A 26,694-nucleotide genomic window follows, 5' to 3' on the forward strand; every position below is an offset into this window, starting at 1 on the left:
AATGAGGTGAACCCATTGAATAAAACAGTGAGCTCTAATTACATTCAGCAGCATCTCGCAAATGAAAGAACCTATTTAGCCTGGATCCGGACATCCATCGCCATTATCGGAATCGGGTTTCTTATGACTAATATTCATTTTACTTTTTTGTCAAAACTGTCTGATATGGCTGATGCCATAACTACTATTACCGGTATTGTCTCCATTTTTTCAGGAATTGGGATTGTCCTGTTTTCGACGTATGACTATATCAAAAAAACGAAGCAGATCGATACTCAGACGTTTAAGCCCTCTAAACATATTGTCATCTTTTTATCCATCATTATTCTTGTGCTGATTCTTGGGTTTACTTTCTACTTTTTCCTTATAATTTAATCGAGCAAGATAAAAGAGCAGCAAATCAACCGATGATCTGCTGCTCTTTCTATTAAAGAATATCCAGCCAAATCTTCACGGCTGTTAATAATATCAAGACAGCGAGAATGATTTGAAGGATTTTCGTATTCATTTTTTTACCTGCTATTGCACCAAGCGGAGAAGCAATCAAACTTGCAACAACCATAATCAGAGCAGGATAGTAGTCAACCTGGCCTGTCGTTATTTTCCCTACAGTTGCTCCAATGGATGAAATCAAGGTAATTGCAAGGGACGAAGCAATCGTCATTCTTGTAGGAATTTTAAGAACCACGAGCATAATCGGCACAAGTAAAAATGCCCCGGCTGCACCGACAATTCCTGATCCAACACCAACAATAATTGCTAGAACAGCAGCAAGCCACTTGTTAAACGTTACTTGATCAAGAGGAATATCATCGATGCCCTTTTTAGGAATGAACATCATAATAGCTGCAATCAAAGCAAGTACTCCGTAAATCACGTTAATGCCTTCTTCAGACATTGCTTTAGAGCCAAATCCGCCGATAAAGCTTCCGATTAAGATACTTGCACCCATATAAAGGATGAGCTGCTTATTTAAGTATCCGCCTTTTCTGTAGGCCCACACACCGCCGATTGTCGCAAAGAAGACCTGAACAGCACTGATCCCCGAAACTTCATGGGCGCTGAAGGCTGCAAGTCCGAAAAGGGGCGGAATGTATAGAAGCATCGGATATTTTATGATTGAACCGCCGATTCCAAGCATTCCGGAAATGTATGAACCGATAAAACCGATTAAGAAAATAGTGATAATAAATGCAAAGTCCATGGGTAAGTCACTCTCCTTTATTAAAAAAGGGAACCTGAACCGGTTCCCTTTCTATTATCCTTTTCTGATCCAGAACTTGAAGACACTGTTTTCTTCTTCGTGTTTCACAAGCTCGTGGCCGCCCGATTTTGCCCAGGCTGTAAGGTCCGCCTTTGCCCCTTTGTCTGTTGCATGTACTTCAAGCACCTGTCCAGATTCAAGTTCAGCCATCGCTTTTTTTGTTCTGACGATTGGCATTGGACAAGCTAAACCTTTTGCGTCTAATACTTTTGCTGTTTCCATTTTAAAATTCCTCCTAGAGTTAATTTAAAGTCTGATTATCTTACTGCACAGCGGTTTGGACCGATTTCCATTTCACGCTGCTGCTCTTCATCCGGGGTGATTTTCCCCATGTTTGTTTCGCGAATTTCCTGGTACGCATTTGGCTGCGGAGGAAGATTCTCGGTTACAAGCTTTCTGAACTCATTTTCATCTTCAATGTTTAAACCATGGTTCTTTTCAAAAAGTACGCCTAGCTTCTCAGAAACACTGCCATCGTCATTTAACTCATCAATAATCATGAAATGAGCCGGAAGGACAAGCAGATCCTCAGACAATTCTTTATAGCGCTTATAAAGACTCTCGCGCAAGTCGTCTACCCAGTCTTCAGCCATACCTGCAAGATCCGGTCTCCCAATGGAATCGATGAAAAGAATATCACCTGAAAGCAGGAATTTCTCATCAACGACGAAGGAAGTTGATCCAATCGTGTGGCCCGGTGAATAAAGGGCATGGATATTGATTGTCGTACTGCCGATTGTGACATCTGTTCCGCTTTCTAATGCGTTATAGTCAAAGGTTACTTCACCAGCATCCTTTGGAGGCAGCCAGTAGGCTGCGCCTGTTTTCTCGGCGATGATTCTTCCGCCGGAAATATGATCCGCATGCAGATGCGTATCAAACACATGCTCAATTGCTGCACCCTTCTCTTTTGCAAACTCGAGATATAAATCTGTCATACGGGTTGAGTCAATAATCGCTGCTTCACCGTCTGAAATGACCATGTAGGAAAGACAGCCTTTCCCGATGCGGACGAATTGATAAACCTCGCCGCCGTTCTTTAAGTCTCCGACTTTTACAGGCTCGAGATGCTCACTCCAGGCTTTCATGCCGCCTTTTAAATAGGACACAGACAGACCTTCATCAGCAAGCATTTCACCAACCATAATGCTTGATCCTTCTTTTGCACAAACGACTAATACGTCACAGTCTGCCGGAATCTGATCTAGTATCTCTTCAACCCCATCAAGCAAATCAAAATACGGGATATTTAAATAGCTGAAGTTTTCGCCTTCGATTTTCCAATCCTGAAAATCACTTTCGTTGCGGACATCCAAGATGAATAAAGGCTGTTTATCAAATACCTTTTTTGTTACGTCTTTTGCTGTCATCACATTTAATGCCATGTTCAATTACCCCCTAAGGTATATTATATGGTAAAAAAATTTGTTAGATGCGTGCCGTATTGCCAGACCATGCAGACATGCCTGGAACAACGTTTTTCACGTTCGCAAATCCATTGCCTGCAAGTTTTTGAGCGGCAAGATCACTTCTGCTTCCTGTACGGCATACAACATAAATCTCGTCTTCTTTGTTCAGCTCATTCATCCGGTCATCAAGCTCGCCAAGCGGAATAGATACTGCATTTGGAATATGTTCAAAAGCATATTCTGCTGCTTCCCGTACATCGAGAATCACAATGCTGCTGTCTTCAAGCTTTGTTTCAAGCTCTTCATTGCTGCTTACGTGAGGGTACGTTTTCTCTTTTGTTTCTTCACCTGAAGATTTGCGCACATAATGCTTAAGAATGCCGTCTTCTTCGATTGTGCCGAGATAATGATGTCCTGCGCTTCCTGCCCAGGCTTTCAGATCAGCCTTCGAGCCTTTGTCTGTAGCGAGCACCTCGAGTACCTGCCCAGGTTCAAGATCTTTCATCGCTTTTTTCGTCTTTACGATTGGCATTGGACATGCAAGGCCTTTTGCATCAAGTGTCAAATTCGTTTTCAGCGTATTCATTTTCATTCCTCCTAATTGTCTAAGTGCTTTTTCCTGTGAAAATTACTCCGTTTTCCCTTCCCACTCAAGCATTCCGCCAGTCATATTAATAACCTTGAATCCCTGGCTTTCGAGAAACTGGGCTGCGCGGCCGCTTCTTCCGCCTGAACGGCAGACCATTGTGTATTCTTTGGTCTTATCAAGTTCATGCATGCGGAATTCAAGAAGCCCTAAAGGAATGGTCATTGCACCGGGAATTTTGCCGGCTGCCGTTTCATCCGGTTCTCTGACATCAATCACAGTTAAATCTTTTAGCGATGCTCCAACTTCTTTTGCCGTCATTTGTTTCATCCGATTCAGCCTTCTTAATTCCAGGCGTTCATTCCGCCTTTAACGTTTGTCACATCTTTAAAACCAAGCTTTTTTAATGTTTTACAGGCACTCTGGCTTCGCATGCCGCTCTGGCAGATGACAACAACCTCACGATCTTTTGAAAGAAGCTGTGCCTTTTGAGCCAATTGATGAAGCGGCATATTTTTAAAACCCTTAATATGTCTCCCCTTATACTCTGCAGGGGTCCTGACATCAATATACTGCTTGCTGCGGTCATCCAGCTGCTCTTTAAGCTGAGCAGTTGAAATGGCCCGGATACCCTTTGCAGGCATAAGCCTTTTAATAAGAAACAGTAAAAGCAAGCCAATTAAAACGTATTGTACAATCTCCAACTGCACTCACACCTTTCCAGTTAGATAAACAGATTCACATTGCCGTCTTCTGCGTCTGCCAAATAAGCGGCAACCCCGGCATATTCAATGTTATCAAGAAGTTCTTTCTCCTGGAGACCAAGCAGATCCATTGTCATTGTGCAGGCTACAAGCTTAATATCCTGTTCTTGAGCCATTTCGATCAGCTGCGGAAGCGGGATAGCGTTGTGCTTTTTCATGACATCTTTAATCATCTTAGGACCCATTCCAGCAAAATTCATTTTAGAAAGTCCCATTTTATCTGCGCCGCGCGGCATCATTTTGCCGAACATTTTTTCCATGAAGCCTTTTTTAACAGCAATCGGTTCATCTTTGCGAAGAGCATTCAAGCCCCAGAATGTGTGGAAAATCGTTACTTCATGATCGTACGCCGCTGCACCATTTGCAATAATGTAAGCTGCCATTGCTTTATCGTAATCACCGCTGAAAAGAACGATGGTTGTTTTTTTAGTTTCTGACATGTGTTGTTCCTCCTGTTTTTACCCCTTAGGGTATATAGTTTAATAAAAAAATTTACCTTTACCCCTATGGGTATCATACTAATGAAAAATAAAGAGGGTGTCAACCCTTTTATTTTATCTGCTTCTTACCAGCAGATTAACAGCTTCCTTAACCAGATCTTCCGTGTTATGGCCTTCCTCATTTGCAGCCCGTACACATTCCACCAGGTTAGAGCTCACAACGACACCAATTGTCCGGTCAATCGCCGTTCTCGTGGCAGACAGCTGTGTAATCACATCTTTACAGTCTTTCTCTTCTTCCATCATCCGAAGAATGCCTCTAAGCTGACCTTCAATCCGCTTAACCCGGTTTTTCATTTGATCATTGTACTCCATGTTCTTCTCTCCTTTCATTAAGCATTTATATTGGCAATCGTACACCCTTTGATCTGAAATCCTTTTTGCTTCAGAATACGGATGCCGAAATTTCTCTGCACCTTATCGGATGCAATGATATGAATGTTATTGTGCTGAATTTCCTTATAATATCTGTGCAAATAGGCAACAGGTATATTTCTTGCACCCGGCACAGGATTCTTATAAGACTCATTGTAAGCTCTCAGATCCAGTACCATAATACCTTCTGCCGGCTGATCCGGCATGCTGCTGCAGGCGATTCCCCGCACAGGAAAGTAGCGGTTATATAGTAAAATACATGATAACACGATTATACTTAAAAACAAACCAATCAACGATAGCATCTCCCCGTTAAACGATTTGATGTGAACAAGACTAATAATATACCCCTTTGGGTATTTTGTCAACAACCCGGTTCGAAATTTTTTCATATGCCTAAATGACTTTTTTCAGAAAAAAAATTTGAACTTTATTACCGGTCTGTCACTCTTATAAAAGAGAGAGGTGAAGAGATGGAGGCAGCACGACTGATCAAAAAAGCGAAGCGGGGCGACAAGGACGCTCTGCTCCACTTAATCATGGCAGAAAAAAACGCCTATTACAGGCTTGCCCTTACTTATATGAAAAACCCCCATGACGCAATTAATAAATATTACGTATTAACCCACCTTTAATACCTCTATAATTTGAACATTGTCGAAAAATTAAGAATGAATATTTATGGACGATAGTGGTACTGTTTACCTAATTACGAATAAACAATAAGACATCCTGTTAAATTGGATGTCTTCATTAATTCACTCGAAATATATAAATTACAAATCAAAACCTTACTCTTTACTGAATTGTATGATTTCAAGCTTACTTTCAATATTGCTACCTTCTAAAGTTGTTCCTAACTTCATAGGTTTATTTCTACGTCTATTACCATTATAATATTTTTTGAAAAATTCATTTGCATTTAGTCCAAATAACTCTGTAAATGCCTTTAGTACATTGTGCTTAACACTCCAAAGGAATCGTTTCTCACCTAAAGGCCAACTTTGAAAAATAGTCATACTACCAATACTTGTAGCTATAACGTCTGGCTCAAGCGATTCTAAATTAGTAATTTCATCCACAGTGTATAAGGATGTAAAATTCAACTGCTGAGACCAACTTTGTTCTTTTATCTGAGAATAATTCAACCAGCCATAACTTGTATAACATAATGGAAAATCCCCACCATCTCCCCCTAATGCATAAATAGTATCAGCAATACTATTTAGAACTTTTGGAGATAGATGTTGAAATTGCTCCAGAATTAGTTTACCTTGTTCATTTGCCCATAAAGCAAGTGCTTCTTCAGAAACTACCGGAGTACCCCCTTTTCTACTAGCCCCATTAACTTCACCAAACATTACTCCAAATACACCTTGTAATCTTTCAACATATAAACCACCACATATTAGACATCCTCTTACCTTGCTAGTATAAGCATACTTTTCTCCCATTGGGGTTATCCCTACTCTCCCTACTTGTACACCTTCTTCATTATGTATTGGCTTTAATAATAATGAAAACTCTTCAGCCAAACTTTTAATGTCTACTGGACAATTACTTTGATTAAAACCTGATAACCTTATAATGAAATCAAATGGATTGATTTGTTTCCAATCATCCGCTCCTATAATTCTCTGAATGGGTTGATTTTCGTATTGAATATATAAATCCACTTCTAATGCAGGCGCTATCATTCTACAAATTGATACAAGCTTCTCATTTAAATCAAATTGAAAAATTTCATCGGAAGCATTTAAACTTTTCAGCATTGAATCAATTAATACTTCTTTGTTCTCTATATAAATACGTACAGTTGTCCCAGGATCTTGTAAGCCCTCTCTCATACTACATTTTTTTAGTATCGGACGACCACTAAGCCCCATCCCAAATTCCAGTATTTTAGTTTCACTAGGCCCTTCGTATATGGTCCTAGTTTTTACTACCACTCTTTCTCCCCACATAAAAGTAGAATAAAATCCTATTCCAAATTTCCCTATCGATTTAAAATTACTTGTAAGTAATCCTGGGTGTTCTTTTGTCATTAAATAGCTTCCCCAATAGCTTGAACCAAAAGCTAGTAGTTTTTGACTTAAAGTATTCTGAGACATACCTATACCGCTATCTATTACTTCAATATAATCATTACCGTTTTCCACACCAACTTTTATTGTGATTCTACCCCAATTATTTCCAAGGTTTTGTATAATTCTTCTTGAATGTACAGTATCTCTTGCATTTTGAATAAGTTCCCTTAAAGGAATTGTATGATTCTTCCCATATAATCCTTCACCACCAAGTTGTTTAACTAAACGAGGTACATCACTTACATGTAGACTAGCAATTAAGGGTTCCCAGCCATTAACTCGAACCATTTGTGATAATTTAGTAGGGCTCTCTACTCCTTTTACACCTTTTACGGTAAAAGTTTTTTTATTTGTTTCCTTTAGTAACCTATCTACACTTTTTAACTCGCTATCCACCATAGATAAATTTTCATATGCTAGCCACCAAGCATCGATTTCATCTTCATTAAATCTTTGAACTGAATAATAAACTATTTGATCATCTTGAAGAGTTGGCCTAGACAACTTCCCCTGAAACTTCCAGTGATTATCACTATAAGGCTCAGGTTTCCTCAAAGCTCTCAGAAAACCTGGGGCCCTTCTACTATCTAAATGTGCAGCATCAGCTACACGAATTATACAAGCCAATTTTAATATATCAACAGACCAACTACTTGGATAAGAAGGAGGAGCACCAATTTCTACGGCTAATAAATTCTCAACCTTTTCAATTGGCCACCCATGACTTGATGCTATTTGTCCAATATATTCTCCAAAGTGTGCTAATAGTTCCTGGTCTTCTAATAGTCGATAACTCTGACCTTCTTTTGTAGTCCAAACCGCACTTGTTAAATTTTCAGCATGAGTTGCATGCAGTTCTCTTAATCGAGTTGCTTTTGCATTTTCCAAAACTTCTTTAGGAATATCTCCCCTTTCATCTTGTCTTGGAATTCTTCCTAGTTCCTGTCTCAGAGAATATTCAACTATATCTTCCCATTCTTCCCCTTCAAAAATGTTTTGAACGCCATCTACATACGCAGCTGAAGCCATCCCTAAGTCATGTAAAAGGATTGCACTACCTAATACAAACGCTTCCATCGGATTCAATTCAAAACCTTCACCTGTAATTAATGAAGCTGTTTCCCATAAAGCATCAATATGAGTAATGTCATGAACAGTAAAATTAGGTAAATCCCTAGCAATTTCAGCAGACAGTATCATTGAATTCTTTCTAAAGTTCTCGTAAGCTGATATTAGTTTTATTCTAAAGTGTTCATAATGACCTAATTCCTCACCTATGGAACTTTTCCATAAGTTACTATCGCTAATTGTTTGCATAATGAATCCCCCAATAAAGGTGTTAATTGATTTATTTGATAATTATAACCTATTTAGGAAATACTTAACATAATAGCAATATTTTTTATAATAATTGAATTTTTTGATACCGTTATTTTTGATACCGTTAATAAAGAAGACTTTTATTAATTTTAACCTCTACTTTAATTTCGAAATCATGTTCAATTTTTACTGTAAGCTGTTCATATGAAACGTTTACATTCACCGTTTATTGTCTCTAATTAATCTAATGCGATATCAAAATTTCTAAACTACTGTTTCTATCCATAACAAAAAGCCTTCAAATAATGAAATATCTACCAAGTAATAAAAAAGTACTTTTGTACCTTAATTCAATTACTGTGCGGAGATTTCCCAAAAATTGAAGGCTCTCTAAACGTTGAAGTAATAATGTTAATCCACATATGTATGGTGGAGACGGTGGGAGTCGAACCCACGTCCAGAAACATCGGCACCATAGCGTCTACGAGTGTAGTTGATATATTTGGATTTCGCTGACTCGTATGCCTATCAACGGGCGTCGGAGCAGCTAGTCTGATTGATCTCTTCCCTTATCCCCAGACGGAGGCATCAGGCGTAGCCCACTTAGAGTGAGTCCCTTACCCTACCACATGGGCGATGGAGGGAGGAACCGCTATAGACTGTTATTAAGCAGCTAAAGCGAAGTTGTTGTTTTGTTTGCCAGTTATTATTGGCTTTGACGTTTTGACGAGGACGATCCCCTCGACTCGCAGCTACAGCTCGAACTATCCCTGTCGAATCCGTAACGTCCCCATGATAAAAGGTTCAGCAAGGAAATGAATCCAAGCCTCACATGGGTGTTCGGAGACGCTCGATAATCAAGCTTGAGCGTATATGAAATTGTGTGTTTGTCTTACAAGTTCCATTATAGCAGAATGACGCGGAATATCAATTGTAAGTTATTGTCAATCAATAATCCTTCTGACGTTCGCGGAAAGCACGCTCGACTTCTCGTTTTGCTTCTTTTTTCTTCAGGTCTTCACGCTTGTCGTATTTCTTTTTACCCTTTCCGAGTCCGATCAAAACTTTGGCAAAGCCGTTTTTCAGATACACTTTTAAAGGCACAAGTGCGTAGCCTTCTTCTTTTGTGAGTCCGATCAGCTTGCTGATTTCTTTTTTATGAAGCAGCAGCTTGCGCGTTCTCAAAGGTTCGTGGTTGTAGCGGTTGCCCTGTTCATAAGGTGAAATATGCATGTTGTGAAGAAAAACTTCACCCTGCTGCACTCTCGCAAAAGAGTCTTTCAAATTCACGCGTCCGGCACGGATCGCTTTTATTTCTGTTCCCTGAAGGACAATGCCCGTTTCATACGTTTCTTCAATGGCATAATCGTGGTTTGCTTTTTTATTCTGCGCAACGACTTTTCCGGTTCCTTTTGGCATGCTGCATCCCCTTTCTCTCTCTATGGCGATAGCTTCTATTTTAGCAAAAGATTAAAGGAAAAGGAAGCCTGAGGCTCCCTGTCCATTAAATCCATTATTGCTTTTTCTTCTTTTTCGTCTTCCGTTTTGCAACAGGGGTATTCTGAAACGACTTCTTTTTCTTTTTCTTCTTATTAGGATTCTGGTTGCTCCAGCCGTCCTCCACACTGCCATTGCGTTCAGCAGGCTTCCTTCTGTCATCAGAAGCAGATTTTCTTCTGTTTCTGCCTTCTTTTGCCCCGCTGCGCTTGCCGCGGTCGCCCTTGATGACTTTAGGAGCATCTTTGGCTGAACGGCGTCTTGTGCCTTTCATGCCGACAATTTCAAAATCAACGGCCCGTTCGTCTTTGTTGACATTTACGACACGGACGGTGATTTCATCCCCTATGCGGTACACAGTTCCCGTACGCTCGCCGATCATCGCATAGTTGCGCTCATCGTAGCGGTAGTAATCGTCTGTCAGATAGCTGACGTGGACAAGTCCTTCAATCGTATTCGGCAGCTCGACGAACATGCCGAAATTTGTGACAGAACTGATGATGCCGTCGTATTCCTCACCGACTTTATCAAGCATGTACTCTGCTTTTTTCAGATCATCTGTCTCGCGCTCAGCATCAACTGCGCGGCGCTCCATGTTTGATGACTGATCTGCAATCATCTCCATCTTTTCAGCCCACTTGGCCTTTGTCGCTTCATCCACCTTGCCTTCAATTAAGTAAGTCCGGATCAAACGGTGAACAATCAAGTCAGGATAACGGCGGATCGGAGATGTGAAATGCGTATAGAACTCTGTTGACAACCCAAAGTGTCCAAGGCTTTCCGGATCATATTTCGCCTGTTTCATGGAGCGGAGCATGACGGTTGAAATGACCATCTCTTCAGGCTGGCCTGCTACATCATCCAGAATATCCTGAAGTGCACGCGGATGAATCGTATTGGCTGTTCCTTTTACGGCGTATCCGAAGTTTGTGACAAACTCAAGGAACCGCTGCAGCTTTTCCGTATTCGGCTCCTCATGAATACGGTAGATAAACGGAACGTTCATCCAGTGGAAATGCTCGGCAACCGTTTCGTTTGCAAGCAGCATGAACTCTTCAATTAAACGTTCAGCCACTGTCCGCTCTCTAAGAACGACCTCTGTCGGCTTTCCGTCTTTATCAACAAGCACTTTTGCCTCTTTAAAGTCAAAATCGATCGCACCGCGGCTCATCCGCTTGTTTCTTAAGATTTGCGCAAGCTTCTCCATGCGTTTAAACATCGGAATCAGCGGCTCATATTTTTCAAGCAGCTCGGGCTTCTCATCCACAAGGATTTCCTTCACATCTGAATAGGTCATCCGCTCCGTCGTTTTAATGACGCTCTGGAAAATTTCATGTTTGACTACTTCTCCTAGGCTGTTGATCTCCATTTCACAGGAAAGCGTGAAGCGGTCAACCTTCGGATTAAGCGAGCAGATTCCGTTTGAAAGACGGTGGGGAATCATTGGAATAACACGGTCTACTAAATAAACACTCGTAGCACGCTCCAGCGCTTCTTTATCAATCGGCGAACCTTCCGTCACATAATGACTGACATCGGCAATATGAACGCCAAGCTTATAGTTTCCGCTATCGAGTTCGGTCACAGTGACTGCGTCATCAAGATCCTTTGCATCCGCTCCGTCGATCGTCACAATCATTTCATTGCGGAGGTCGCGGCGGTCTTTAATATCTTCTTCCCGGATTGTCTCAGGAACTTCATTAGCCTGCTCAAGCACTTCTACAGGGAACGCCTGAGGAAGGCCATGTTTATGGATAACCGAAAGAATATCCACACCAGGATCATTTTTGTGACCGAGAATCGCTATTACTTCCCCTTCAGCGCTCATTCTGCCTTCAGGGTAGGTTGTCAGCTTCACAACGACCTTATGCCCTTCAATCGCACCATTAGAGGCTTTTTTCGGGATGAAAATATCATTTGGAATCTTTTTATCATCCGGAATCACAAATCCGAAGTTTTTGCTTTCCGTATACGTTCCAACAACCTCTTTCAAGCCGCGTTCTACGATGCGGATGACGGTTCCTTCCTGCCTGCTCCCGCTTGATTCCGTGCTGACTCTGACAAGCACCGTATCACCGTGCATGGCATTGTTCAGCTCGCCCGGAGGAATAAAGATATCATCCTGGCCCGGCTCCTCAGTGACTAAAAAGGCAAACCCCTTGGCATGCCCGCTGAGCTTTCCGCGGAAAAGATTCATCCTTTCCGGAATTCCGTAGCGGTTGCTGCGGGTTCTGACAACTAGGCCTCTTTCCTCCATGACAACAAGAGCCTTTACAAACTCTTTAAAATCAGAGGATTCCTTAATGCCAAACGCCTCTTCAAGCTCCTGAACAGTCAGTGGCTTGTACGCTTCCTCTTTCATAAAAGAAAGCAGTTTTTCTATATGTAATTCAATTTGCTGATCCATTTGCGTCCCTCCTTTAAATTACTGCCAGTCAAGACCTTCCAGGAACTCGTAAACGTCTGCATGAAGCTGCTCCCGCTCTTTATCGAGTGTAATAACATGTCCTGACTCTTCGTACCATTTAATCTTTTTATTGTCTGTTTCCACTTCGTTATAAATAATATTTGCACTGTCTGTATTAATCATGTGGTCATGCCTTGCCTGTGCAACAAATGCAGGCGAGTAAACCATATCTACATTATTTCTCACATCAGCAATCAGCTCTTGAAGTGCTTTCAGGGTATTCATCGGCGTTTTCTCAAACTGCTTCATTTCCTCTTCGATTTGCGCCTCTGTTTTCCCTTCGAATTTTTTAAAATTGCGGGCATATTCAAGGATACCTTTATACATCACTTCTTCGCTCTTGATGTACATCGGCGCACACATCGGCACAATACCCTTTACAGGTACAGTGTAACCCAATTTGACCGAAAACACACCGCCCAGCGACAATCCGGCAACCGCAATCGATTCATGTCCCCGGTCCTTAAGGAGCTGATAGCCCTCCATAACGTCTTTCCACCAGTCTTCAGGACCTGTATGAACAAGCTCTTCAGGCGGCACTCCGTGACCCTTGTACTGAGGGGCATGACACGTGTAGCCTCTCTCGTTCAAATAGCGTCCAAGCATCCTCACATCCGCTGTGTTCCCTGTAAAACCGTGAAGCAGCAGAACGGCCCGGTCTCCCCCTTCAAACGTAAACGGCTTCGGCAAAACTCTTTTCATTTTAAAAACTCCTTTATGTAAACTAGTCATATAAACAAAGGCTTCTATTGTTAAGATTCCTTCTTCCGTTTCTATTTAAACAAACGTTTAATTAAAGGGCAAAAATGCTGTCTTAAAAATAACAAAAGCGGAGGCGCCTTGTTCAGATCCGATAGGCAGATAAGAATCCGGCAGAAAAGTCCGGTTTTGACTTTTTTGACGGATTTGTTCTGACAGAGGATCTAGGCGCTTACGCTTGCCGAAGATAACTTTGTTATATTATCCAAAGCCTTTTGTTCTTTATATATATTTCCTTTAACAATAACAAAAGGGAGTCTGATGGCAATCAGACCCCCGAATGATTAGAAAGATGTATTAAAATCCTGCGTAAGAAACCAAGATTGTAAGTACAAAGAATAAAACAGACAGCACGATAGTCGCGCGGTGAAGCACCAAATCAAGTCCGCGTGCTTTTTGCTTTCCAAAAAGCTGCTCAGCTCCGCCTGAAATGGCTCCTGATAAACCTGCACTCTTCCCAGATTGAAGAAGTACGACTGCGATAAGGGCAAGACTGACGATAACAAGCAAAGTAATCAATAAAACGTGCATGGACGACACCTCCTAAAACCCGGTTAGCATTATTTTCAATTTACCATATTGCCGTCCAAATGTCACTATCATTCAAAGTTGATTTTTTATTAGCCTCACGAAACATTCCCTTTGAGGGAAAAGCTTCCTCTGTGATATGCTGTTTAAATAGTTCGCAGAAAGAAGGGAAAATCTTGAACAACACCCGCATCTATCTGATTCTGGTCGGTGTTATGCTCATATGGGGCCTGAATGTGCCCCTGCTTAAAATCATTGTTGACAGCTTTATGCCTGTTACTGTCACCTCAGTGAGAATTTTTACTGCAAGCATTTGCGTCCTGATCATACTGGCTTTTTTAAAACTGCTCCGCAAGCCTACATTAAAAGAAACTTTTTACATTGCAGCCGGCGGCCTGCTGAACGTTGTATGCCATCACTACTTTCTTTCTGTCGGCCTGACAATGACTTCCTCTACAAATGGAGGACTCATTCTCGGCCTTGGCCCAATGCTTACAGCCATCTTGTCCATTATTTTTCTTAACCAGCGTCTGACGATGATCCGCTTAACAGGATTTATCCTTGGGTTAACCGGTGTCGGGTTCACCATTTTAGCCGGAAGCAAGGGCGTCAGCAGCATGAACACTGGCGATATTTACATTTTCATCTCAATTTTCACTCAGGCATGCAGCTTTATCATAATCAAAAAAGCATGCCGCACATTGGATCCCCGTCTTATGACAGGATACATGCTGTTCTTTGGATCCTTTGTTTTATTCCTTATCAGCCTGGTCACAGAACCTGGCGGACTTGCAAGCCTGACTGAGGGAACGCCTGAAGTATGGGGAGTTTTTTTCACATCCGCCATCCTCGCAACGGCTATTGGGCACATGACTTATAACTACGCCATCGGCATGGTCGGACCGGCAGAAACATCCATCTTCATGAATCTAAGCACCTTTTTTGCACTCGCAGGATCTGCTCTGATTTTGCATGAAGCCGTATATGCATCACATTTATTTGGACTTCTGTTCATTGTGTCCGGGGTCATTTTAGGATCTGGGGCATATGAAGAATTCAGGCATCGTCATCATAAACATGAAGCATCTTCTTCGGGGTGAAGAAGGTGTTTTTTTGTAGTTTTTTAGGTAAGGGCGAAAACCTTCTTAGCTTTTCCCCAAGCATACTGCTTGCGAACAGGAGTAGGAGACATATGCGAAAATTACTTTTTCAACGAATAAAATTAGATTTTGAAGATTTGCCGGATCATCTGCTCTCGCCTTATGATGAGCAGAGGAGGTGATTATACTGATTTTAAAAGAACGAACAGAATCGGCGGAACTGAGAACGTATAAAAGCTTAAATGCGCGAATGGACTTAGCGCGTGCAGACCAGAAACAGTGCGACTACCTTGAAAGCGGATATGAGGGAGAGAAAATCTTTGATGGATGGGTAGAGCACGCTGGAGAGGGACTGATTTTAAACGACCTTCTCTTTGTCACCGGCGGAAGCCACTATCAGATGGATTCTCTTTACATCGCTCCGCAAAAAATCTATCTATTCGAAGTGAAAAACATGTATGGAGACCACTACATTGAAAAAGAAGAATGGATCTCATGTGGGGCAAAAACCGAAGTCAAAAACCCCATTTTACAGCTGAAAAGATGCGAATCTCTTCTTAGAAGACAGCTGCAGATTTTAAGATGCCCACTTCCGGTTGAAGCCTATGTCGTATTTGTAAACCCGCACTTTCACCTCTACCATGCTCCCCTCCATTCCCCTATGATCTTCCCTTCCCAATGGGACCGTTTTTCCCAAAGACTGAAAAGTATCCGTATGCCGCAAGGCCTTCACTCGGAGCTTGCGGAGAAGCTTTTATCACTCCATGTGGAAAAATCCCCTTATGAACGGCGGCCCGATTTTAGATATGAGGAACTTCGGAAGGGGATTGTGTGTGGGGGGTGTGGAAGGTTGGGGATGGATGCACTTAGCAGGGATCAGCTGGTCTGTGTAAACTGCGGGCAAAAAGAAAGATTTAAAAACAGCGTTTTGAGAAGCGTGGAGGAATTTCGTCTGCTGTTTCCGGATAAAAAGATTACGTCTGAACAAATACACGAATGGTGCGGAAACATAAAAAACAGCAGGTCTATTCAAAAAATACTAAAAGAGAATTTTGTGAGAGTGGGTCGTTCGAGAGGCACTAATTATGAAGAGAAAAAGTAGTTTTCATTTGGAGCACTTTCTTATTAGTTTAAATCTGGCTTAGAACACTTTCGGGCCTGAGCTCTACCTAGTTTGTGCTGCTAACTCTGGGTTAGAACACTTTCGGGACCGGGCTCTACTCACTTTATGTTGCTAACTCTGGGTTAGAACACTTTCGGGCCTAGGCCCTACTCACTTTGTGCTGCTAACTCTGGCTTAGAACACTTTCGGGACCGGGCTCTACTCACTTTGTGCTGCTAACTCTGGCTTAGAACACTTTCGGGACCGGGCTCTACTCACTTTGTGATGCTAACTCTGGGTTACAACACTTTCAAGCTCGTGCTCTACTCACTTTATGCTGCTAACTCTGACTTGGCGCACTTTCTGGACGGAGCTTCCCCAAGTTCCTGCTGCTATCCCCGTCTTAACTCAATTCAAAAGCCACAGCAGCACCAACTTGTAATCTCAGCTCACACGATCTTCACTCTAAAAACTTATCCACCAACAATGAATTACAAAAAAAACCGCCCCAAGACCAAAGTCTCCGGGGCGGTTTTCAGCTTATAGCTAACCTTATTTTTTAAGGTTGTAGAATGTGTGGATGCCATCGTATTTAGCTGTGTCGCCAAGCTGATCTTCGATGCGAAGAAGCTGGTTGTATTTCGCAACACGGTCTGTACGTGATGGTGCACCTGTTTTGATTTGGCCAGCGTTTGTTGCTACAGCGATGTCAGCGATTGTGCTGTCTTCTGTTTCACCAGAGCGGTGAGAGATAACTGCTGTGTAGCCAGCGCGTTTAGCCATTTCGATTGCGTCGAATGTTTCTGTAAGGGTACCGATTTGGTTAACTTTGATAAGGATTGAGTTGCTGATTCCTTTTTCGATTCCTTCAGAAAGTTTTTTCGTGTTTGTTACGAACAGGTCGTCACCAACTAGCTGAACTTTTTCGCCAAGGCGCTCAGTCAGAAGTTTGTGGCCTTCCCAGTCGTTTTCATCTAAACCGTCTTCGATTGAGATGATTGGGTATTTAGAAACTAGGTCTTCGTAGAAGTCTACCATTTCAGCAGATGTTTTTACGACGCCTTCACCTGTAAGGTGGTATTTGCCGTCTTCTTTGTTGAAGATCTCAGAAGCTGCAACGTCCATTGCAAGCATAACTTGCTCGCCTGGTTTGTAGCCCGCTTTTTCGATTGCTTCGATGATTGTTTGAAGAGCTTCTTCGTTTGATCCAAGGTTTGGAGCGAAGCCGCCTTCGTCACCTACAGCTGTGTTAAGGCCTTTGCCTTGAAGAACTGATTTCAGGCTGTGGAAGATTTCAGCGCCCATGCGAAGAGCTTCGTGGAAATCTTCAGCGCCAACAGGCATTACCATGAATTCCTGAATGTCAACGTTGTTGTCAGCATGCTCGCCGCCGTTGATGATGTTCATCATTGGGACTGGCAATGTTTTAGCGTTGAATCCGCCAAGGTACTGGTAAAGTGGAAGTCCAAGGAATTCAGCTGCTGCACGAGCTGCTGCCATAGATACGCCAAGGATTGCGTTCGCACCTAATTTACCTTTGTTTTCCATGCCGTCAAGCTCGATTAGAAGGTGGTCGATTGCAACTTGCTCAGTTACGTCGAAACCTAGTAGTTCTGGAGCAATTACTTCGTTTACGTTTTTAACTGCGTTAAGAACGCCTTTTCCAAGGTAGCGTGATTTGTCGCCGTCACGAAGTTCTACTGCTTCGTATTCACCTGTAGATGCGCCTGATGGAACCAATGCGCGTCCCATTGCACCTGTTTCTGTGTGTACTTCTACTTCTACTGTCGGGTTACCGCGTGAGTCTAATACTTCGCGTGCAAATACATCAACAATGTATGGCATATTAAATTTCTCTCCTTTTAAATGGTTATTTTTTGATTAACGTTTTGCCTGTCATTTCTTTCGGAAGGTCTACTCCAAGCAGGTCGAGCACGGTTGGCGCCAAATCGCCTAGAATGCCGTCTTCTCTCAGGCCTGAAACTTCCTTGGTGATAATTACAGGAACCGGGTTTGTCGTGTGTGCAGTCATTGGTTTTCCTTCAAGTGTAAGCACTTCGTCAGAGTTCCCGTGATCTGCTGTAATAATGGCTGTTCCGCCTTTTGCAATGATTGCATCGACAACCTTGCCGAGGCATTCATCAACCGTTTCAATGGCTTTTACAGTTGGCTCAAGCATGCCTGAGTGTCCAACCATATCAGGGTTTGCAAAGTTCAGGATGATTGCATCATGCTTGTCCGCTTCGATTTCGCCAAGCAACGCGTCCGTTACTTCGTAGGCGCTCATCTCAGGTTTCAAGTCATAGGTTGCAACCTTCGGTGAATCAATAAGAATGCGTGTTTCACCCGGGAATTCCGCTTCACGTCCGCCGCTCATGAAGAACGTTACGTGAGGGTATTTTTCCGTTTCGGCAATCCGAAGCTGGGTTAACCCGTTTTGTGAGAGAACTTCACCAAGTGTGTTGTCAAGGTTTGTCGCTTTAAAAGCAACATAGCCGTCAACAGTTTCACTGAAGTGAGTCAGGCAGACAAAATGAAGGTTTTTCGGATGCTTTGGTCCACGGTCAAATGAACGGAAATCTTCGTTTGTGAACGTATTTGAAATTTGAATCGCGCGGTCCGGGCGGAAATTATAGAAAATGACCGCATCGTTGTCGCTGATTGTTGCTACTGGTGAGCCATCTTCTTTTGTAATCACAGAAGGAAGAACGAACTCATCATGAATACCATTTTTATATGAATCCTCAACTAAGTCAAGAGGATCTGTGTAGGTCGGGCCTTCGCCGTAGACCATGGCTTTGTAAGCTTTTTCCACACGATCCCATCTCTTGTCGCGGTCCATGGAATAGTAGCGTCCTGAAAGGGTTGCGATTGCACCCACGCCATATTCTTCAATCTTCTCATTCAGCTCTTTAATGTAGCCTTCAGCTGTTTGAGGACCAACGTCACGGCCGTCAAGGAAACCATGGATATACACGTTTTTCACGCCTTCTTCTTTGGCTAGTCTCAGCAGCGCATAAAGATGATCAATATGGCTGTGAACGCCGCCGTCTGATAAAAGACCGAAAACGTGAAGGTTTGTTCCGTTTTCTTTCACATGGTTCATGGCAGAAAGGAAGGTTTCGTTTTTCTCAAACTGGCCTTCGCGAATAGCCACGTTTACACGTGTTAAGCTCTGATACACAACGCGGCCGGCACCGATGTTCAAGTGACCTACCTCTGAATTGCCCATTTGGCCTTCAGGAAGTCCGACTGCTTCGCCGCTTGCTGTCAGCGTTGCATGAGGGTACTGATCCCAGTAACGGTCAAAGTTTGGCTTTTTCGCGTGTGCAACCGCATTACCCTTTTCCTCATTGCGCAGGGCAAAACCGTCAAGGATAATGAGGGCGACCGGTTTTTTACTCATGCTTTCCTGCCTCCAGAAGCTGAAGGAAAGATTGTGCCTCAAGGCTCGCTCCACCGACTAGTGCTCCGTCGATGTCTGATTCAGCCATGTATTCTTTAATGTTGCCCGGCTTTACGCTGCCGCCGTATTGAATGCGGATTGCTTCTGCCGCTTCGCTTCCGAATTTGTCAGCGAGTACTGAGCGGATGTGAGAGCATACGTCATTTGCATCTTTAGCAGATGAAGATTTGCCTGTTCCGATTGCCCAGATGGGCTCATAAGCGATGACAACCTGCTTTAGCTGCTCGTCAGTTAATCCTGCAAGAGCTTTTGTTACTTGATCAGCAACAAGGTCGTTTGTTTTTCCAGCTTCACGCTCTTCAAGCGTTTCGCCGCAGCAGACGATTGGAGTCAGACCGTGCTTGAAAGCAGCAGCTGTTTTCTTGTTGACAGATTCGTCCGTCTCAGCAAACATTTCGCGTCGCTCAGAGTGGCCGAGGATGACGTAGGATACGCCAAGATCTTTAAGAGCTTCAGGGCTTGTTTCGCCTGTGAATGCTCCGCTTTCCTCAAAATGCATGTTTTGAGCACCGATTTTTACATCTGTGCCTTTTACTGCTTCTACAAGGCGGTCCAAGAAAAGAGCAGGAGCACATACAACTGCATCCACTTTCTCAGCAGAAGGCACAAGACCTTTTACCTCTTCAATGAAAGCTGCTGCTTCGCCCATGACTTTGTTCATTTTCCAGTTGCCTGCGATAATTGGCTTTCTCATTGTGTACACCATCCTAACTTAACAAGAATTATTTATCGTTTAGCGCGACGACTCCAGGAAGTTCTTTGCCTTCCATGAATTCAAGTGAAGCTCCGCCGCCTGTTGAGATGTGATCCATTTTGTCAGCTAAGTTGAACTTTGCTGCTGCCGCTGCAGAATCTCCGCCTCCGATGACTGAGTATGTATTCTCAGCTTCTGACAGCGCTACTGCCACCGCTTTTGTACCTTCAGCAAATGCATCAAGTTCAAATACGCCAAGAGGACCGTTCCAGATTACAAGCTTAGAGTTTTTAATGACATCAGCGTAGATTTCGCGTGATTTTGGTCCGGCATCAAGGCCTTCCCAGTCGCTTGGAATGCTGTCGATTGGAACGATTTTGATGTTTGCATCGTTAGAGAAATCATCTGCAACCACAACATCAACCGGCATGTAGAAGTTTACGCCGTTCTTTTTCGCTTTTTCCATGAACGTTTTAGCAAGGTCAATCTTGTCTTCTTCAAGAAGAGATTTTCCTACTTCATGTCCAAGTGCTTTGATGAACGTGTAAGCAAGTCCGCCGCCAATGATCAGGTTGTCTACTTTATCTAAAAGGTGGTCAATGACACCAATTTTATCTTTTACTTTTGCTCCGCCAATGATAGCTGTAAACGGACGCTCTGGGTTGGAAAGTGCTTTTCCAAGTACTTCGAGTTCTTTTTCCATAAGGAATCCTGCAACTGCCGGAATGTGCTCAGCGATGCCTGCAGTAGATGCATGTGCACGGTGTGCTGCTCCGAATGCGTCATTTACATAAACATCGGCAAGCTCTGCAAATGCTTTTGCAAGCTCAGGGTCGTTTTTCTCTTCGCCAGCGTAGAAACGGACGTTTTCAAGAAGAAGCACGTCGCCTTCCTGCATGTCTGAAATTTTCGCTTTTACAGCGTCGCCGTAAGCTTCGTCAGCTTTTGCAACATTTTTACCAAGCAATTCTTGAAGACGCTCTGCAACTGCATTTAAACGAAGCTCCTCAACAACCTGGCCTTTTGGACGGCCCAGATGGCTTGCTAAAAGAACCTTTGCACCTTGCTCTGTTAAGTGCTGAATGGTTGGTAAAGCTGCGTTAATGCGTGTGTCATCTGTTACTTTGCCGTCTTTCATCGGCACGTTGAAGTCTACACGGCAGAAAACCACTTTGCCTTTTACATCGATGTCTCTTACTGACTTTTTGTTCATCTTCAGGAATTCCTCCTTTTATTGGAAATACAAAACAAAAGGGAGGGGGCTGTATTCCCCTTCCCCTTTGCACTCATTATATCGTTAGTTTTAGGTTAAAACCAAACTTCGTGCGACTTAAGAATTAAAGTCCTTTAGAAGCGATGTAGTCTACAAGGTCAACTACGCGGTTAGAGTAGCCAGACTCGTTGTCATACCAAGAGATAACTTTAACCATGCTGTCTTCCATAACCATTGTAGAAAGAGCATCGATTGTTGAAGAAGCAGGGTCACCATTGTAGTCGCCTGATACAAGAGGCTCTTCGCTGTAGTTAAGGATTCCTTTAAGGTCGCCTTCTGCAGCTTCTTTGAATGCAGCATTTACTTCTTCAGCTGTTACGTTTGTGTTAAGTTCAGCAACAAGGTCAACTAGAGAAACGTTTGGAGTTGGAACACGCATAGCTCCGCCGTTCAATTTGCCTTTTAGCTCAGGCAATACTAGAGATACTGCTTTAGCTGCACCAGTTGAAGTTGGGATGATGTTTTCAGCTGCAGCACGCGCACGACGGTAGTCTTTGTGCGGAAGATCAAGAATTTGCTGATCGTTTGTGTATGAGTGAACAGTTGTCATCATACCGCGCTTGATGCCGAATTTGTCGTTAAGAACTTTAGCGAATGGCGCTAAGCAGTTTGTAGTACAAGATGCATTTGAGATAACATCGTGGCTTGCAGCGTCATATTTGTCATGGTTAACACCCATAACGATTGTGATGTCTTCATCTGTTGCAGGAGCAGAGATGATTACTTTTTTAGCGCCAGCTTCCAAGTGCTTAGCAGCGTCTGCACGCTTAGTGAAGAAACCAGTTGATTCAACAACAACTTCTACTCCGCGCTCGCCCCAAGAAAGTTTAGCAGGGTCGCGCTCTGCTGATACTTGGATTGTTTTGCCGTCAACAACAAGGTTGTTTCCGTCTACTTTCACGTCAGCATCTAGTCTGCCATGAATTGAGTCATATTTTAAAAGGTGAGCAAGCATGTTAGCGTCTGTAAGGTCGTTAACTGCTACAACGTCCACGTTAGGATTTTTAAGTGCTGCACGGAATACGTTACGTCCGATACGTCCAAAACCGTTAATACCAATTTTTACTGCCATGTTGAAATTTCCTCCTTTAAATAAGTGAGAGATTTTTTTGTGTAACTATATAATTAGGGATGAATATCCCTTATTAACTCTTTTGCGGCACCTTCATCCGTAATCAGGATGGAACCCTGTGCCTGCTTCAGATAAGCCTGGATGGCTCCAGCTTTTGAAGCGCCGCCCGCTACTGCGATGACGTTTTGAATCTTCTCGAGGTCACTCAGCTGCATGCCGACAGTCTGCACTTTGTGGACAACTTCCCCCTCCTGGTTGAAGTAGTATCCAAATGCTTCTGCGACCGCTTCGCCCTGCTCAATCTTTATGTAATCTTCAGGCAGCGTTTTCCGGCGTTCCGCCATTGTCTTAGCGTCTCCTATTCCATGAACGACCATACTTGAAGATTTAATGAGAGCAAGCAGTTCTTTGATGGAAGGCTCTTCTGTAATCGAAAGATATGCTTCCTTGCTGAGCTGGTCCGGAACGTGGAGCAGACGGTAGTTGCCCATTGCCCGTTCGGCCATTTTTGCACAGATTGTGTTTGCCTGGTTCTCTACATTCTCACCAAGGCCTCCCCGCGCCGGCACATATAGCTGCTCGCGGTTTTTGCTGTCAGGCGTCATCATTTCTGCAACGGCTGCAATCGTGGTTCCTCCAGTGACAGCGACGATATTTTTCCCGGTCAAACGTTCCTTTATACATGAGACGCAAGCTCTTCCCATTTCTTTTTTCACCCATGAGAATTGATCGCTGTCTCCAGAGACGACAATAACCTTTTTCAGGTTTAAACGTTCCTTTAATGTATTTTCCAAAAACGTTAAACCTAAAACATCTTTCATCGCTTCTTCCAGAACAGTAAGCAGGTGCGATCCTTCTTTTGTCAGCGTCATTCCGGCCGGGAAAATCTCAATCAGGTTCTGATCTTTCAGAAACTGAACTTCTCCCCTTAGAATCCGCTCGCTTATGCCGAGGCTCGATGAAAGGCTTCTTCTGCCGATCGGCTGCATCAGTCTTATGTACTGAAGGATCTGATATCGTTTTTGCATAACGAGAAGCAGATCAGGCAATAATTTTTTTTGGACTTCAATCAGTGATCTCATCGTATAAATTCCTTTCAAATAAGAAATGTGCCTTGATGCCCTCATTAGCGCATCTACTTCCGGCTGACCTTTTTAACGAAATTTCTTATTTACTAAGAATCGCGGGACTTCTTTTGTCCCTATATGACGTATTGTGTCCCACTGTCCGCAAAAAAAATCATCCCTGCTTCAATTCATATTCTAGCAGGGTGAATTCGCTTATTCAACTATTGTTTCTTGCTTTTTTTCAAGTAACCGCTTTCTTATCAATTCTTTTCTGATACGGCCGTATCCGATGATTTTTCCGTCTAATTCTGCCACCGGTATCATAAGCTGATACCTTTCGAGCAGACCATCGTCTGAGTGAATATCGATGACCTGTATGTCCAGGTCTAAATCCGCTTTCAGCCCGTTTAATTCCGCGATGGCCTCCTCACAAAGAGGGCAGCCTTCTCTTGAGTACACGTTTAAAATCATTCCAACACATCCTAATATCGTTTTCTTGCAGATGAAGATGCAATGCCAAGCTGATCTCTGTACTTGGCTACAGTCCGTCTTGAAACTTCGATTCCGTGTTCTTGTGAGAGGGTGTCTGCAATTCGCTGGTCAGATAGCGGAGACAGTTTATTTTCGCTCTCGATCATCTTTTGGATAAGTGATTTTACAGCCGATGACGTTATGTCCTGAGAAGTCTGCTCAAGGCCATTTGAGAAGAAAAACTTCAGTTCATACAGACCATGCGGTGTCTGTACGTATTTCTCCCTGACCGTTCGGCTTACCGTTGACTCATGAACGTCAATCACATCCGCGACGGCTTTTAGTGTCAGCGGTTTCAAAAAATGCCCGCCTTTTTCAAAGAAGTCCGTCTGTCTTCTGAGAATTTCATGCATCACTTTCAGCATGGTCGCTTTCCGCTGATTCAGTGTTTTCATCAGCCATTTGCACTGATTGAGTTTAGAAGAAAGATACTGCTTCACATCTGCATCAACAGTGGATGAAAAGGCAGCTTCATACGAAGAATTCACACCGATTTTAGGTGAACTCTCTTCATTATACATCACTTGCCACTCTCCGCCGATTTTCTTTACGATCAGCTCCGGCACAATATAGCTGTCATGGGCATGATGAAAAGCAAGACCTGGACGGGGATGCAGCTTTTGGATAAAGTCCTGCACATTTTGTATCTCTTTCAGTTCCAGTTTCGTTTTTTTCGCAAGCTCTTTCCATGACTTTTCGGCAAAAAGATAAAAATAATCGCGGATAATTAGCTCTGCTGTCTGATTGCGCTCAGGCAGCCGCAGCAGCTGAAGGTAGATACACTCCTGCAGATTTCTGGCCCCTACACCTGCAGGGTCAAGCTTTTGAAGATTTTCAAGCTGAATCTGCAGTTCATCTTCGCTGATGCTGAATCGTTCTGCCAGCACCTGCAGATCTTCTTCTATATACCCGTTTGGATCCAGGGCATGAATCAGAATGTGCAGCGCTTTTTTCTCCTGAGGCTGCATCTTCATGCCAAGCAGCTGAGATTCCAGATGCTGCTGCAGAGTCGCCGTCCTGCTCGCTGCATTTTCAAGCAAGTCTCCTTTTTTTGAGGCATTTGCCGTTTTGAGGGCCGAGGTATGATACAATACGCCTGAATCAGGCTTGTCTTTCACATCAATGAGGGGATTTTCAAGGGTAAGGTCCTCTATGTAGGACGCGAGTTCCATAGAAGAGTACTGAAGGAGAGTAATCGCTTGCTTTAGTTCCTGTGTCATATTCAGTTTTAAGGACTGCTCTTGAAATAAACCTGCTTTCATATCCATAGATCGTTCCCCCTGCTGTTCATTTTACACGAAAATGGTCCATCATTGAATGGAAGAAACTTCAAAGGAGAAATCAATATGAGCGAATTATTTTCAGTTCCCTATTTCGTACAGAATTTCAAAGAACATCTTAAACACAATGAGAACCAGATTCCTGAGCTTGATGCGATGAACCGGTATTACCGGTCGGTTGTTTCAACTCTTGTACAAGATCAGCTGACCAAAAATTCGGTTGTGCTGAAACGGATTCAAAATCTTGATGAGGCGTACAATCAGGTGAAATCCACCTTGAAATAATTACCTGTTCACAAAATGCGGATGATGATTTATCATTGGTTATGTTGAGTCGCCAAGCGCGGCAACATACACTTCTTGTCCAGTGCGGCTTACTGGACTGCTTACATACTATTCACATTCCATTAAAACATGCCCCGCCGAAAAACTCGGCGGGGCTTTTTTTGTTTTTTCAGCGAAACAGCCTTGCCCATGTTACAGGACCGACGATCCCATCAACCTTAATTCCTTCTCTTCTCTGAAAATTCCTTACTGCCTGGGCTGTGACAGGGCCATAGATCGAATCGGCAGGTACACCCAGTTTCTTTTGAATTTCCCCAATATTTGAGCCTCTCATGTAAGGAGACTTCAGTCTGTAAAGGGTTCCCGGGAACGGTTTTGGACGCCTCGGTTTCGCTCTGTTCAGCCTTCCAAATGTTTCAGGACCGACTATCCCGTCAACACGTATGCGCTGCTCCTGCTGAAATTGCCTTACCGCAGCCTCCGTTTCAGCTCCAAACGTTCCGTCTGCCCCGAATCTCGGAAGCGGATATCCAAGGGAAATCAGTTTTCTCTGCAAAAACGTCACATCTGCTCCAGAATCCCCTCTTCTTAATATCGTCGTGTCCACTTCACTGCCCGTCTCGCGCTCGGGCGGCTGGACTCTGATTGGCGGAGACGTGCTGCTGTCCCACGCATTATAATAGGCACGGACGTCTCTTAAAAACTGCGCGAACGTTACTCCGTTCGGTACTAGCCAGCTTTCAGGATCCGTGCGCCTTCGCGGGTCAAGCGTACTGTGTGCGACAATTTTAGTCGAAGGATCGAGATTAAATCTGCGGCAAAGGTACGCATGGTACCAGACATACCTGTCATATGCCTCACGGAAAACCCCCGTGCGGCAGAGCTCCACTCCAATGGCCGCATCATTTGCATCAGCCCCGAACAGACGGTTGTCCTCAGGATTTGTATACAAATTATGATAGGCTTTTTCATTCAGGGGAATAATCTCGAGAATTTTTCCATCATCTATAAATGTGTGGGCCGACGCACTCGGCTGTGAATTATTAAAATAGGCAAAATGATCATCTGCATCTGCAGAATTATTGGCGGTCTCGTGTGCAACAATAAAGAGCGGCCCGGACAGACCTGTTCCCGGTCTCGAGTTTCCAATTCGTATATAGCGCTGCTCAATCTGATATTTATCAGAAACACTCACTTTTATCACTCCTTTATATAGTAGATGATAGAGTGAGAGCTTTGGGAAAGGCTGTTATCCTGAGGCATGTGCC

At 43.4% G+C, this 26,694-nt stretch carries 28 protein-coding genes, 1 other RNA gene and 1 pseudogene; 5 read left to right on the plus strand and 25 right to left on the minus strand.

Annotation, left to right across the window (positions count from 1 at the left end; genetic code table 11):
• The first annotated feature begins 15 nt into the window (after positions 1–15).
• On the plus strand, positions 16–375 hold the full coding sequence (locus tag AZ46_RS16305) for a YidH family protein (RefSeq protein WP_320154642.1): 360 nt from the start codon (positions 16–18) through the stop codon (positions 373–375).
• Positions 376–427: 52 nt separating this feature from the next.
• On the opposite strand, the gene AZ46_RS16310 is transcribed toward AZ46_RS16305, so the two are convergent.
• The 9 genes from AZ46_RS16310 to AZ46_RS16350 all read right to left on the minus strand — a co-directional run bounded on the left by AZ46_RS16310 (position 428) and on the right by AZ46_RS16350 (position 5,194).
• Positions 428–1,204 carry a sulfite exporter TauE/SafE family protein gene (locus tag AZ46_RS16310; RefSeq protein WP_029284550.1) on the minus strand — a complete coding sequence of 259 codons (777 nt, stop codon included), beginning with the start codon at positions 1,202–1,204 and terminating at the stop codon, positions 428–430.
• 54 nt (positions 1,205–1,258) lie between these two features.
• Complete coding sequence (locus tag AZ46_RS16315) at positions 1,259–1,486, minus strand: sulfurtransferase TusA family protein (protein WP_029284552.1); 228 nt, start codon at positions 1,484–1,486, stop codon at positions 1,259–1,261.
• A gap of 35 nt (positions 1,487–1,521) precedes the next feature.
• A complete protein-coding gene (locus AZ46_RS16320) occupies positions 1,522–2,649 on the minus strand; it encodes an MBL fold metallo-hydrolase (RefSeq protein ID WP_029284554.1) in 1,128 nt (375 codons plus the stop codon).
• 43 nt (positions 2,650–2,692) lie between these two features.
• The gene (locus tag AZ46_RS16325) at positions 2,693–3,259 is read right to left on the minus strand and encodes a sulfurtransferase TusA family protein (RefSeq protein ID WP_029284556.1); all 567 of its coding nucleotides are present in this window, start codon (positions 3,257–3,259) and stop codon (positions 2,693–2,695) included.
• A gap of 42 nt (positions 3,260–3,301) precedes the next feature.
• Positions 3,302–3,589 (minus strand): rhodanese-like domain-containing protein, encoded by a 288-nt coding sequence (locus tag AZ46_RS16330; protein WP_029284558.1) that lies wholly within the window; start codon positions 3,587–3,589, stop codon positions 3,302–3,304.
• Positions 3,590–3,603: 14 nt separating this feature from the next.
• Entirely contained in the window at positions 3,604–3,963 is a 360-nt protein-coding gene (locus AZ46_RS16335; protein ID WP_029284560.1) for a rhodanese-like domain-containing protein, read from the minus strand.
• Between the two features lie 20 nt (positions 3,964–3,983).
• Positions 3,984–4,463, minus strand: a complete 480-nt coding sequence (locus AZ46_RS16340) for a DsrE/DsrF/DrsH-like family protein (RefSeq protein WP_029284562.1) — start codon at positions 4,461–4,463, stop codon at positions 3,984–3,986.
• Positions 4,464–4,577: 114 nt separating this feature from the next.
• Entirely contained in the window at positions 4,578–4,838 is a 261-nt protein-coding gene (locus tag AZ46_RS16345) for a metal-sensitive transcriptional regulator (RefSeq protein ID WP_029284564.1), read from the minus strand.
• A gap of 17 nt (positions 4,839–4,855) precedes the next feature.
• Positions 4,856–5,194: a rhodanese-like domain-containing protein gene (locus AZ46_RS16350; protein WP_051865613.1), complete on the minus strand. Its 339-nt coding sequence runs from the start codon at positions 5,192–5,194 to the stop codon at positions 4,856–4,858.
• A gap of 177 nt (positions 5,195–5,371) precedes the next feature.
• Between AZ46_RS16350 and AZ46_RS22095 the strand changes: the two genes are divergently transcribed.
• Positions 5,372–5,533 carry a hypothetical protein gene (locus AZ46_RS22095; protein ID WP_162472517.1) on the plus strand — a complete coding sequence of 54 codons (162 nt, stop codon included), beginning with the start codon at positions 5,372–5,374 and terminating at the stop codon, positions 5,531–5,533.
• Positions 5,534–5,689: 156 nt separating this feature from the next.
• Here AZ46_RS22095 and AZ46_RS16355 read toward each other — a convergent pair whose 3' ends face one another.
• The 6 genes from AZ46_RS16355 to secG all read right to left on the minus strand — a co-directional run bounded on the left by AZ46_RS16355 (position 5,690) and on the right by secG (position 13,559).
• Positions 5,690–8,302, minus strand: coding sequence for an HD domain-containing protein (locus AZ46_RS16355; protein ID WP_051865617.1), 2,613 nt, complete (start codon positions 8,300–8,302; stop codon positions 5,690–5,692).
• A gap of 430 nt (positions 8,303–8,732) precedes the next feature.
• Positions 8,733–9,097, minus strand: a transfer-messenger RNA (tmRNA) gene (gene ssrA, locus AZ46_RS21615).
• Positions 9,098–9,253: 156 nt separating this feature from the next.
• A complete protein-coding gene (gene smpB, locus AZ46_RS16360; RefSeq protein WP_029284570.1) occupies positions 9,254–9,724 on the minus strand; it encodes an SsrA-binding protein SmpB in 471 nt (156 codons plus the stop codon).
• A 94-nt stretch (positions 9,725–9,818) separates the two neighbouring features.
• Entirely contained in the window at positions 9,819–12,209 is a 2,391-nt protein-coding gene (rnr, locus tag AZ46_RS16365; RefSeq protein ID WP_029284572.1) for a ribonuclease R, read from the minus strand.
• Positions 12,210–12,227: 18 nt separating this feature from the next.
• A complete protein-coding gene (locus tag AZ46_RS16370) occupies positions 12,228–12,971 on the minus strand; it encodes an alpha/beta hydrolase (RefSeq protein WP_029284573.1) in 744 nt (247 codons plus the stop codon).
• 354 nt (positions 12,972–13,325) lie between these two features.
• On the minus strand, positions 13,326–13,559 hold the full coding sequence (gene secG / locus AZ46_RS16375) for a preprotein translocase subunit SecG (RefSeq protein WP_029284575.1): 234 nt from the start codon (positions 13,557–13,559) through the stop codon (positions 13,326–13,328).
• A gap of 173 nt (positions 13,560–13,732) precedes the next feature.
• Between secG and AZ46_RS16380 the strand changes: the two genes are divergently transcribed.
• Positions 13,733–14,656: a DMT family transporter gene (locus tag AZ46_RS16380; RefSeq protein ID WP_035319424.1), complete on the plus strand. Its 924-nt coding sequence runs from the start codon at positions 13,733–13,735 to the stop codon at positions 14,654–14,656.
• Positions 14,657–14,834: 178 nt separating this feature from the next.
• Positions 14,835–15,758, plus strand: a complete 924-nt coding sequence (locus AZ46_RS16385) for a nuclease-related domain-containing protein (RefSeq protein WP_081870218.1) — start codon at positions 14,835–14,837, stop codon at positions 15,756–15,758.
• A gap of 552 nt (positions 15,759–16,310) precedes the next feature.
• On the opposite strand, the gene eno is transcribed toward AZ46_RS16385, so the two are convergent.
• The 8 genes from eno to rpoN all read right to left on the minus strand — a co-directional run bounded on the left by eno (position 16,311) and on the right by rpoN (position 25,129).
• Complete coding sequence (gene eno, locus AZ46_RS16390) at positions 16,311–17,603, minus strand: phosphopyruvate hydratase (RefSeq protein ID WP_029284581.1); 1,293 nt, start codon at positions 17,601–17,603, stop codon at positions 16,311–16,313.
• Between the two features lie 25 nt (positions 17,604–17,628).
• On the minus strand, positions 17,629–19,164 hold the full coding sequence (gene gpmI, locus AZ46_RS16395) for a 2,3-bisphosphoglycerate-independent phosphoglycerate mutase (RefSeq protein WP_029284583.1): 1,536 nt from the start codon (positions 19,162–19,164) through the stop codon (positions 17,629–17,631).
• Entirely contained in the window at positions 19,157–19,918 is a 762-nt protein-coding gene (tpiA, locus tag AZ46_RS16400; RefSeq protein ID WP_029284585.1) for a triose-phosphate isomerase, read from the minus strand. Before tpiA ends, gpmI begins: the two co-directional genes overlap by 8 nt.
• Positions 19,919–19,946: 28 nt before the next feature.
• Positions 19,947–21,131, minus strand: coding sequence for a phosphoglycerate kinase (locus AZ46_RS16405; protein WP_029284587.1), 1,185 nt, complete (start codon positions 21,129–21,131; stop codon positions 19,947–19,949).
• A gap of 124 nt (positions 21,132–21,255) precedes the next feature.
• Positions 21,256–22,263: a type I glyceraldehyde-3-phosphate dehydrogenase gene (gene gap / locus AZ46_RS16410; RefSeq protein ID WP_029284588.1), complete on the minus strand. Its 1,008-nt coding sequence runs from the start codon at positions 22,261–22,263 to the stop codon at positions 21,256–21,258.
• Positions 22,264–22,316: 53 nt separating this feature from the next.
• Positions 22,317–23,345, minus strand: coding sequence for a sugar-binding transcriptional regulator (locus AZ46_RS16415; protein ID WP_029284589.1), 1,029 nt, complete (start codon positions 23,343–23,345; stop codon positions 22,317–22,319).
• Positions 23,346–23,543: 198 nt separating this feature from the next.
• On the minus strand, positions 23,544–23,801 hold the full coding sequence (locus AZ46_RS16420; RefSeq protein ID WP_029284591.1) for a glutaredoxin family protein: 258 nt from the start codon (positions 23,799–23,801) through the stop codon (positions 23,544–23,546).
• Positions 23,802–23,812: 11 nt separating this feature from the next.
• Positions 23,813–25,129 (minus strand): RNA polymerase factor sigma-54, encoded by a 1,317-nt coding sequence (rpoN, locus tag AZ46_RS16425; protein ID WP_029284593.1) that lies wholly within the window; start codon positions 25,127–25,129, stop codon positions 23,813–23,815.
• Between the two features lie 78 nt (positions 25,130–25,207).
• On the opposite strand from rpoN, the gene yvfG reads away from it, so the two are divergent.
• Positions 25,208–25,426, plus strand: a complete 219-nt coding sequence (gene yvfG, locus AZ46_RS16430; RefSeq protein ID WP_029284595.1) for a protein YvfG — start codon at positions 25,208–25,210, stop codon at positions 25,424–25,426.
• Positions 25,427–25,595: 169 nt separating this feature from the next.
• On the opposite strand, the gene AZ46_RS22385 is transcribed toward yvfG, so the two are convergent.
• Together AZ46_RS22385 and AZ46_RS22390 are read right to left on the minus strand one after the other, a co-directional pair.
• Positions 25,596–26,033, minus strand: a complete 438-nt coding sequence (locus AZ46_RS22385) for a peptidoglycan-binding domain-containing protein (protein WP_328286784.1) — start codon at positions 26,031–26,033, stop codon at positions 25,596–25,598.
• Between the two features lie 69 nt (positions 26,034–26,102).
• Positions 26,103–26,621: pseudogene (locus AZ46_RS22390) on the minus strand (peptidoglycan recognition protein family protein); the annotation flags it as partial.
• Positions 26,622–26,694 lie beyond the last annotated feature (73 nt).

Origin of the sequence: Metabacillus indicus LMG 22858, from assembly GCF_000708755.2 — a bacterium.
Classification (GTDB): Bacteria; Bacillota; Bacilli; order Bacillales; family Bacillaceae; genus Bacillus_P; species Bacillus_P indicus.

Excerpts from the sequence above, each read along its gene's own strand:
- AZ46_RS16310 (WP_029284550.1), bottom strand. The coding sequence starts at position 1,204 with ATGGACTTTGCATTTATTATCACTATTTTCTTAATCGGTTTTATCGGT.
- AZ46_RS16315 (WP_029284552.1), bottom strand. The coding sequence starts at position 1,486 with ATGGAAACAGCAAAAGTATTAGACGCAAAAGGTTTAGCTTGTCCAATG.
- AZ46_RS16320 (WP_029284554.1), bottom strand. The coding sequence starts at position 2,649 with ATGGCATTAAATGTGATGACAGCAAAAGACGTAACAAAAAAGGTATTT.
- AZ46_RS16325 (WP_029284556.1), bottom strand. The coding sequence starts at position 3,259 with ATGAATACGCTGAAAACGAATTTGACACTTGATGCAAAAGGCCTTGCA.
- AZ46_RS16330 (WP_029284558.1), bottom strand. The coding sequence starts at position 3,589 with ATGAAACAAATGACGGCAAAAGAAGTTGGAGCATCGCTAAAAGATTTA.
- AZ46_RS16340 (WP_029284562.1), bottom strand. The coding sequence starts at position 4,463 with ATGTCAGAAACTAAAAAAACAACCATCGTTCTTTTCAGCGGTGATTAC.
- AZ46_RS16345 (WP_029284564.1), bottom strand. The coding sequence starts at position 4,838 with ATGGAGTACAATGATCAAATGAAAAACCGGGTTAAGCGGATTGAAGGT.
- AZ46_RS22095 (WP_162472517.1), top strand. The coding sequence starts at position 5,372 with ATGGAGGCAGCACGACTGATCAAAAAAGCGAAGCGGGGCGACAAGGAC.
- AZ46_RS16355 (WP_051865617.1), bottom strand. The coding sequence starts at position 8,302 with ATGCAAACAATTAGCGATAGTAACTTATGGAAAAGTTCCATAGGTGAG.
- smpB (WP_029284570.1), bottom strand. The coding sequence starts at position 9,724 with ATGCCAAAAGGAACCGGAAAAGTCGTTGCGCAGAATAAAAAAGCAAAC.
- rnr (WP_029284572.1), bottom strand. The coding sequence starts at position 12,209 with ATGGATCAGCAAATTGAATTACATATAGAAAAACTGCTTTCTTTTATG.
- AZ46_RS16370 (WP_029284573.1), bottom strand. The coding sequence starts at position 12,971 with ATGAAAAGAGTTTTGCCGAAGCCGTTTACGTTTGAAGGGGGAGACCGG.
- secG (WP_029284575.1), bottom strand. The coding sequence starts at position 13,559 with ATGCACGTTTTATTGATTACTTTGCTTGTTATCGTCAGTCTTGCCCTT.
- eno (WP_029284581.1), bottom strand. The coding sequence starts at position 17,603 with ATGCCATACATTGTTGATGTATTTGCACGCGAAGTATTAGACTCACGC.
- gpmI (WP_029284583.1), bottom strand. The coding sequence starts at position 19,164 with ATGAGTAAAAAACCGGTCGCCCTCATTATCCTTGACGGTTTTGCCCTG.
- tpiA (WP_029284585.1), bottom strand. The coding sequence starts at position 19,918 with ATGAGAAAGCCAATTATCGCAGGCAACTGGAAAATGAACAAAGTCATG.
- AZ46_RS16405 (WP_029284587.1), bottom strand. The coding sequence starts at position 21,131 with ATGAACAAAAAGTCAGTAAGAGACATCGATGTAAAAGGCAAAGTGGTT.
- gap (WP_029284588.1), bottom strand. The coding sequence starts at position 22,263 with ATGGCAGTAAAAATTGGTATTAACGGTTTTGGACGTATCGGACGTAAC.
- AZ46_RS16415 (WP_029284589.1), bottom strand. The coding sequence starts at position 23,345 with ATGAGATCACTGATTGAAGTCCAAAAAAAATTATTGCCTGATCTGCTT.
- AZ46_RS16420 (WP_029284591.1), bottom strand. The coding sequence starts at position 23,801 with ATGATTTTAAACGTGTACTCAAGAGAAGGCTGCCCTCTTTGTGAGGAG.
- rpoN (WP_029284593.1), bottom strand. The coding sequence starts at position 25,129 with ATGGATATGAAAGCAGGTTTATTTCAAGAGCAGTCCTTAAAACTGAAT.
- yvfG (WP_029284595.1), top strand. The coding sequence starts at position 25,208 with ATGAGCGAATTATTTTCAGTTCCCTATTTCGTACAGAATTTCAAAGAA.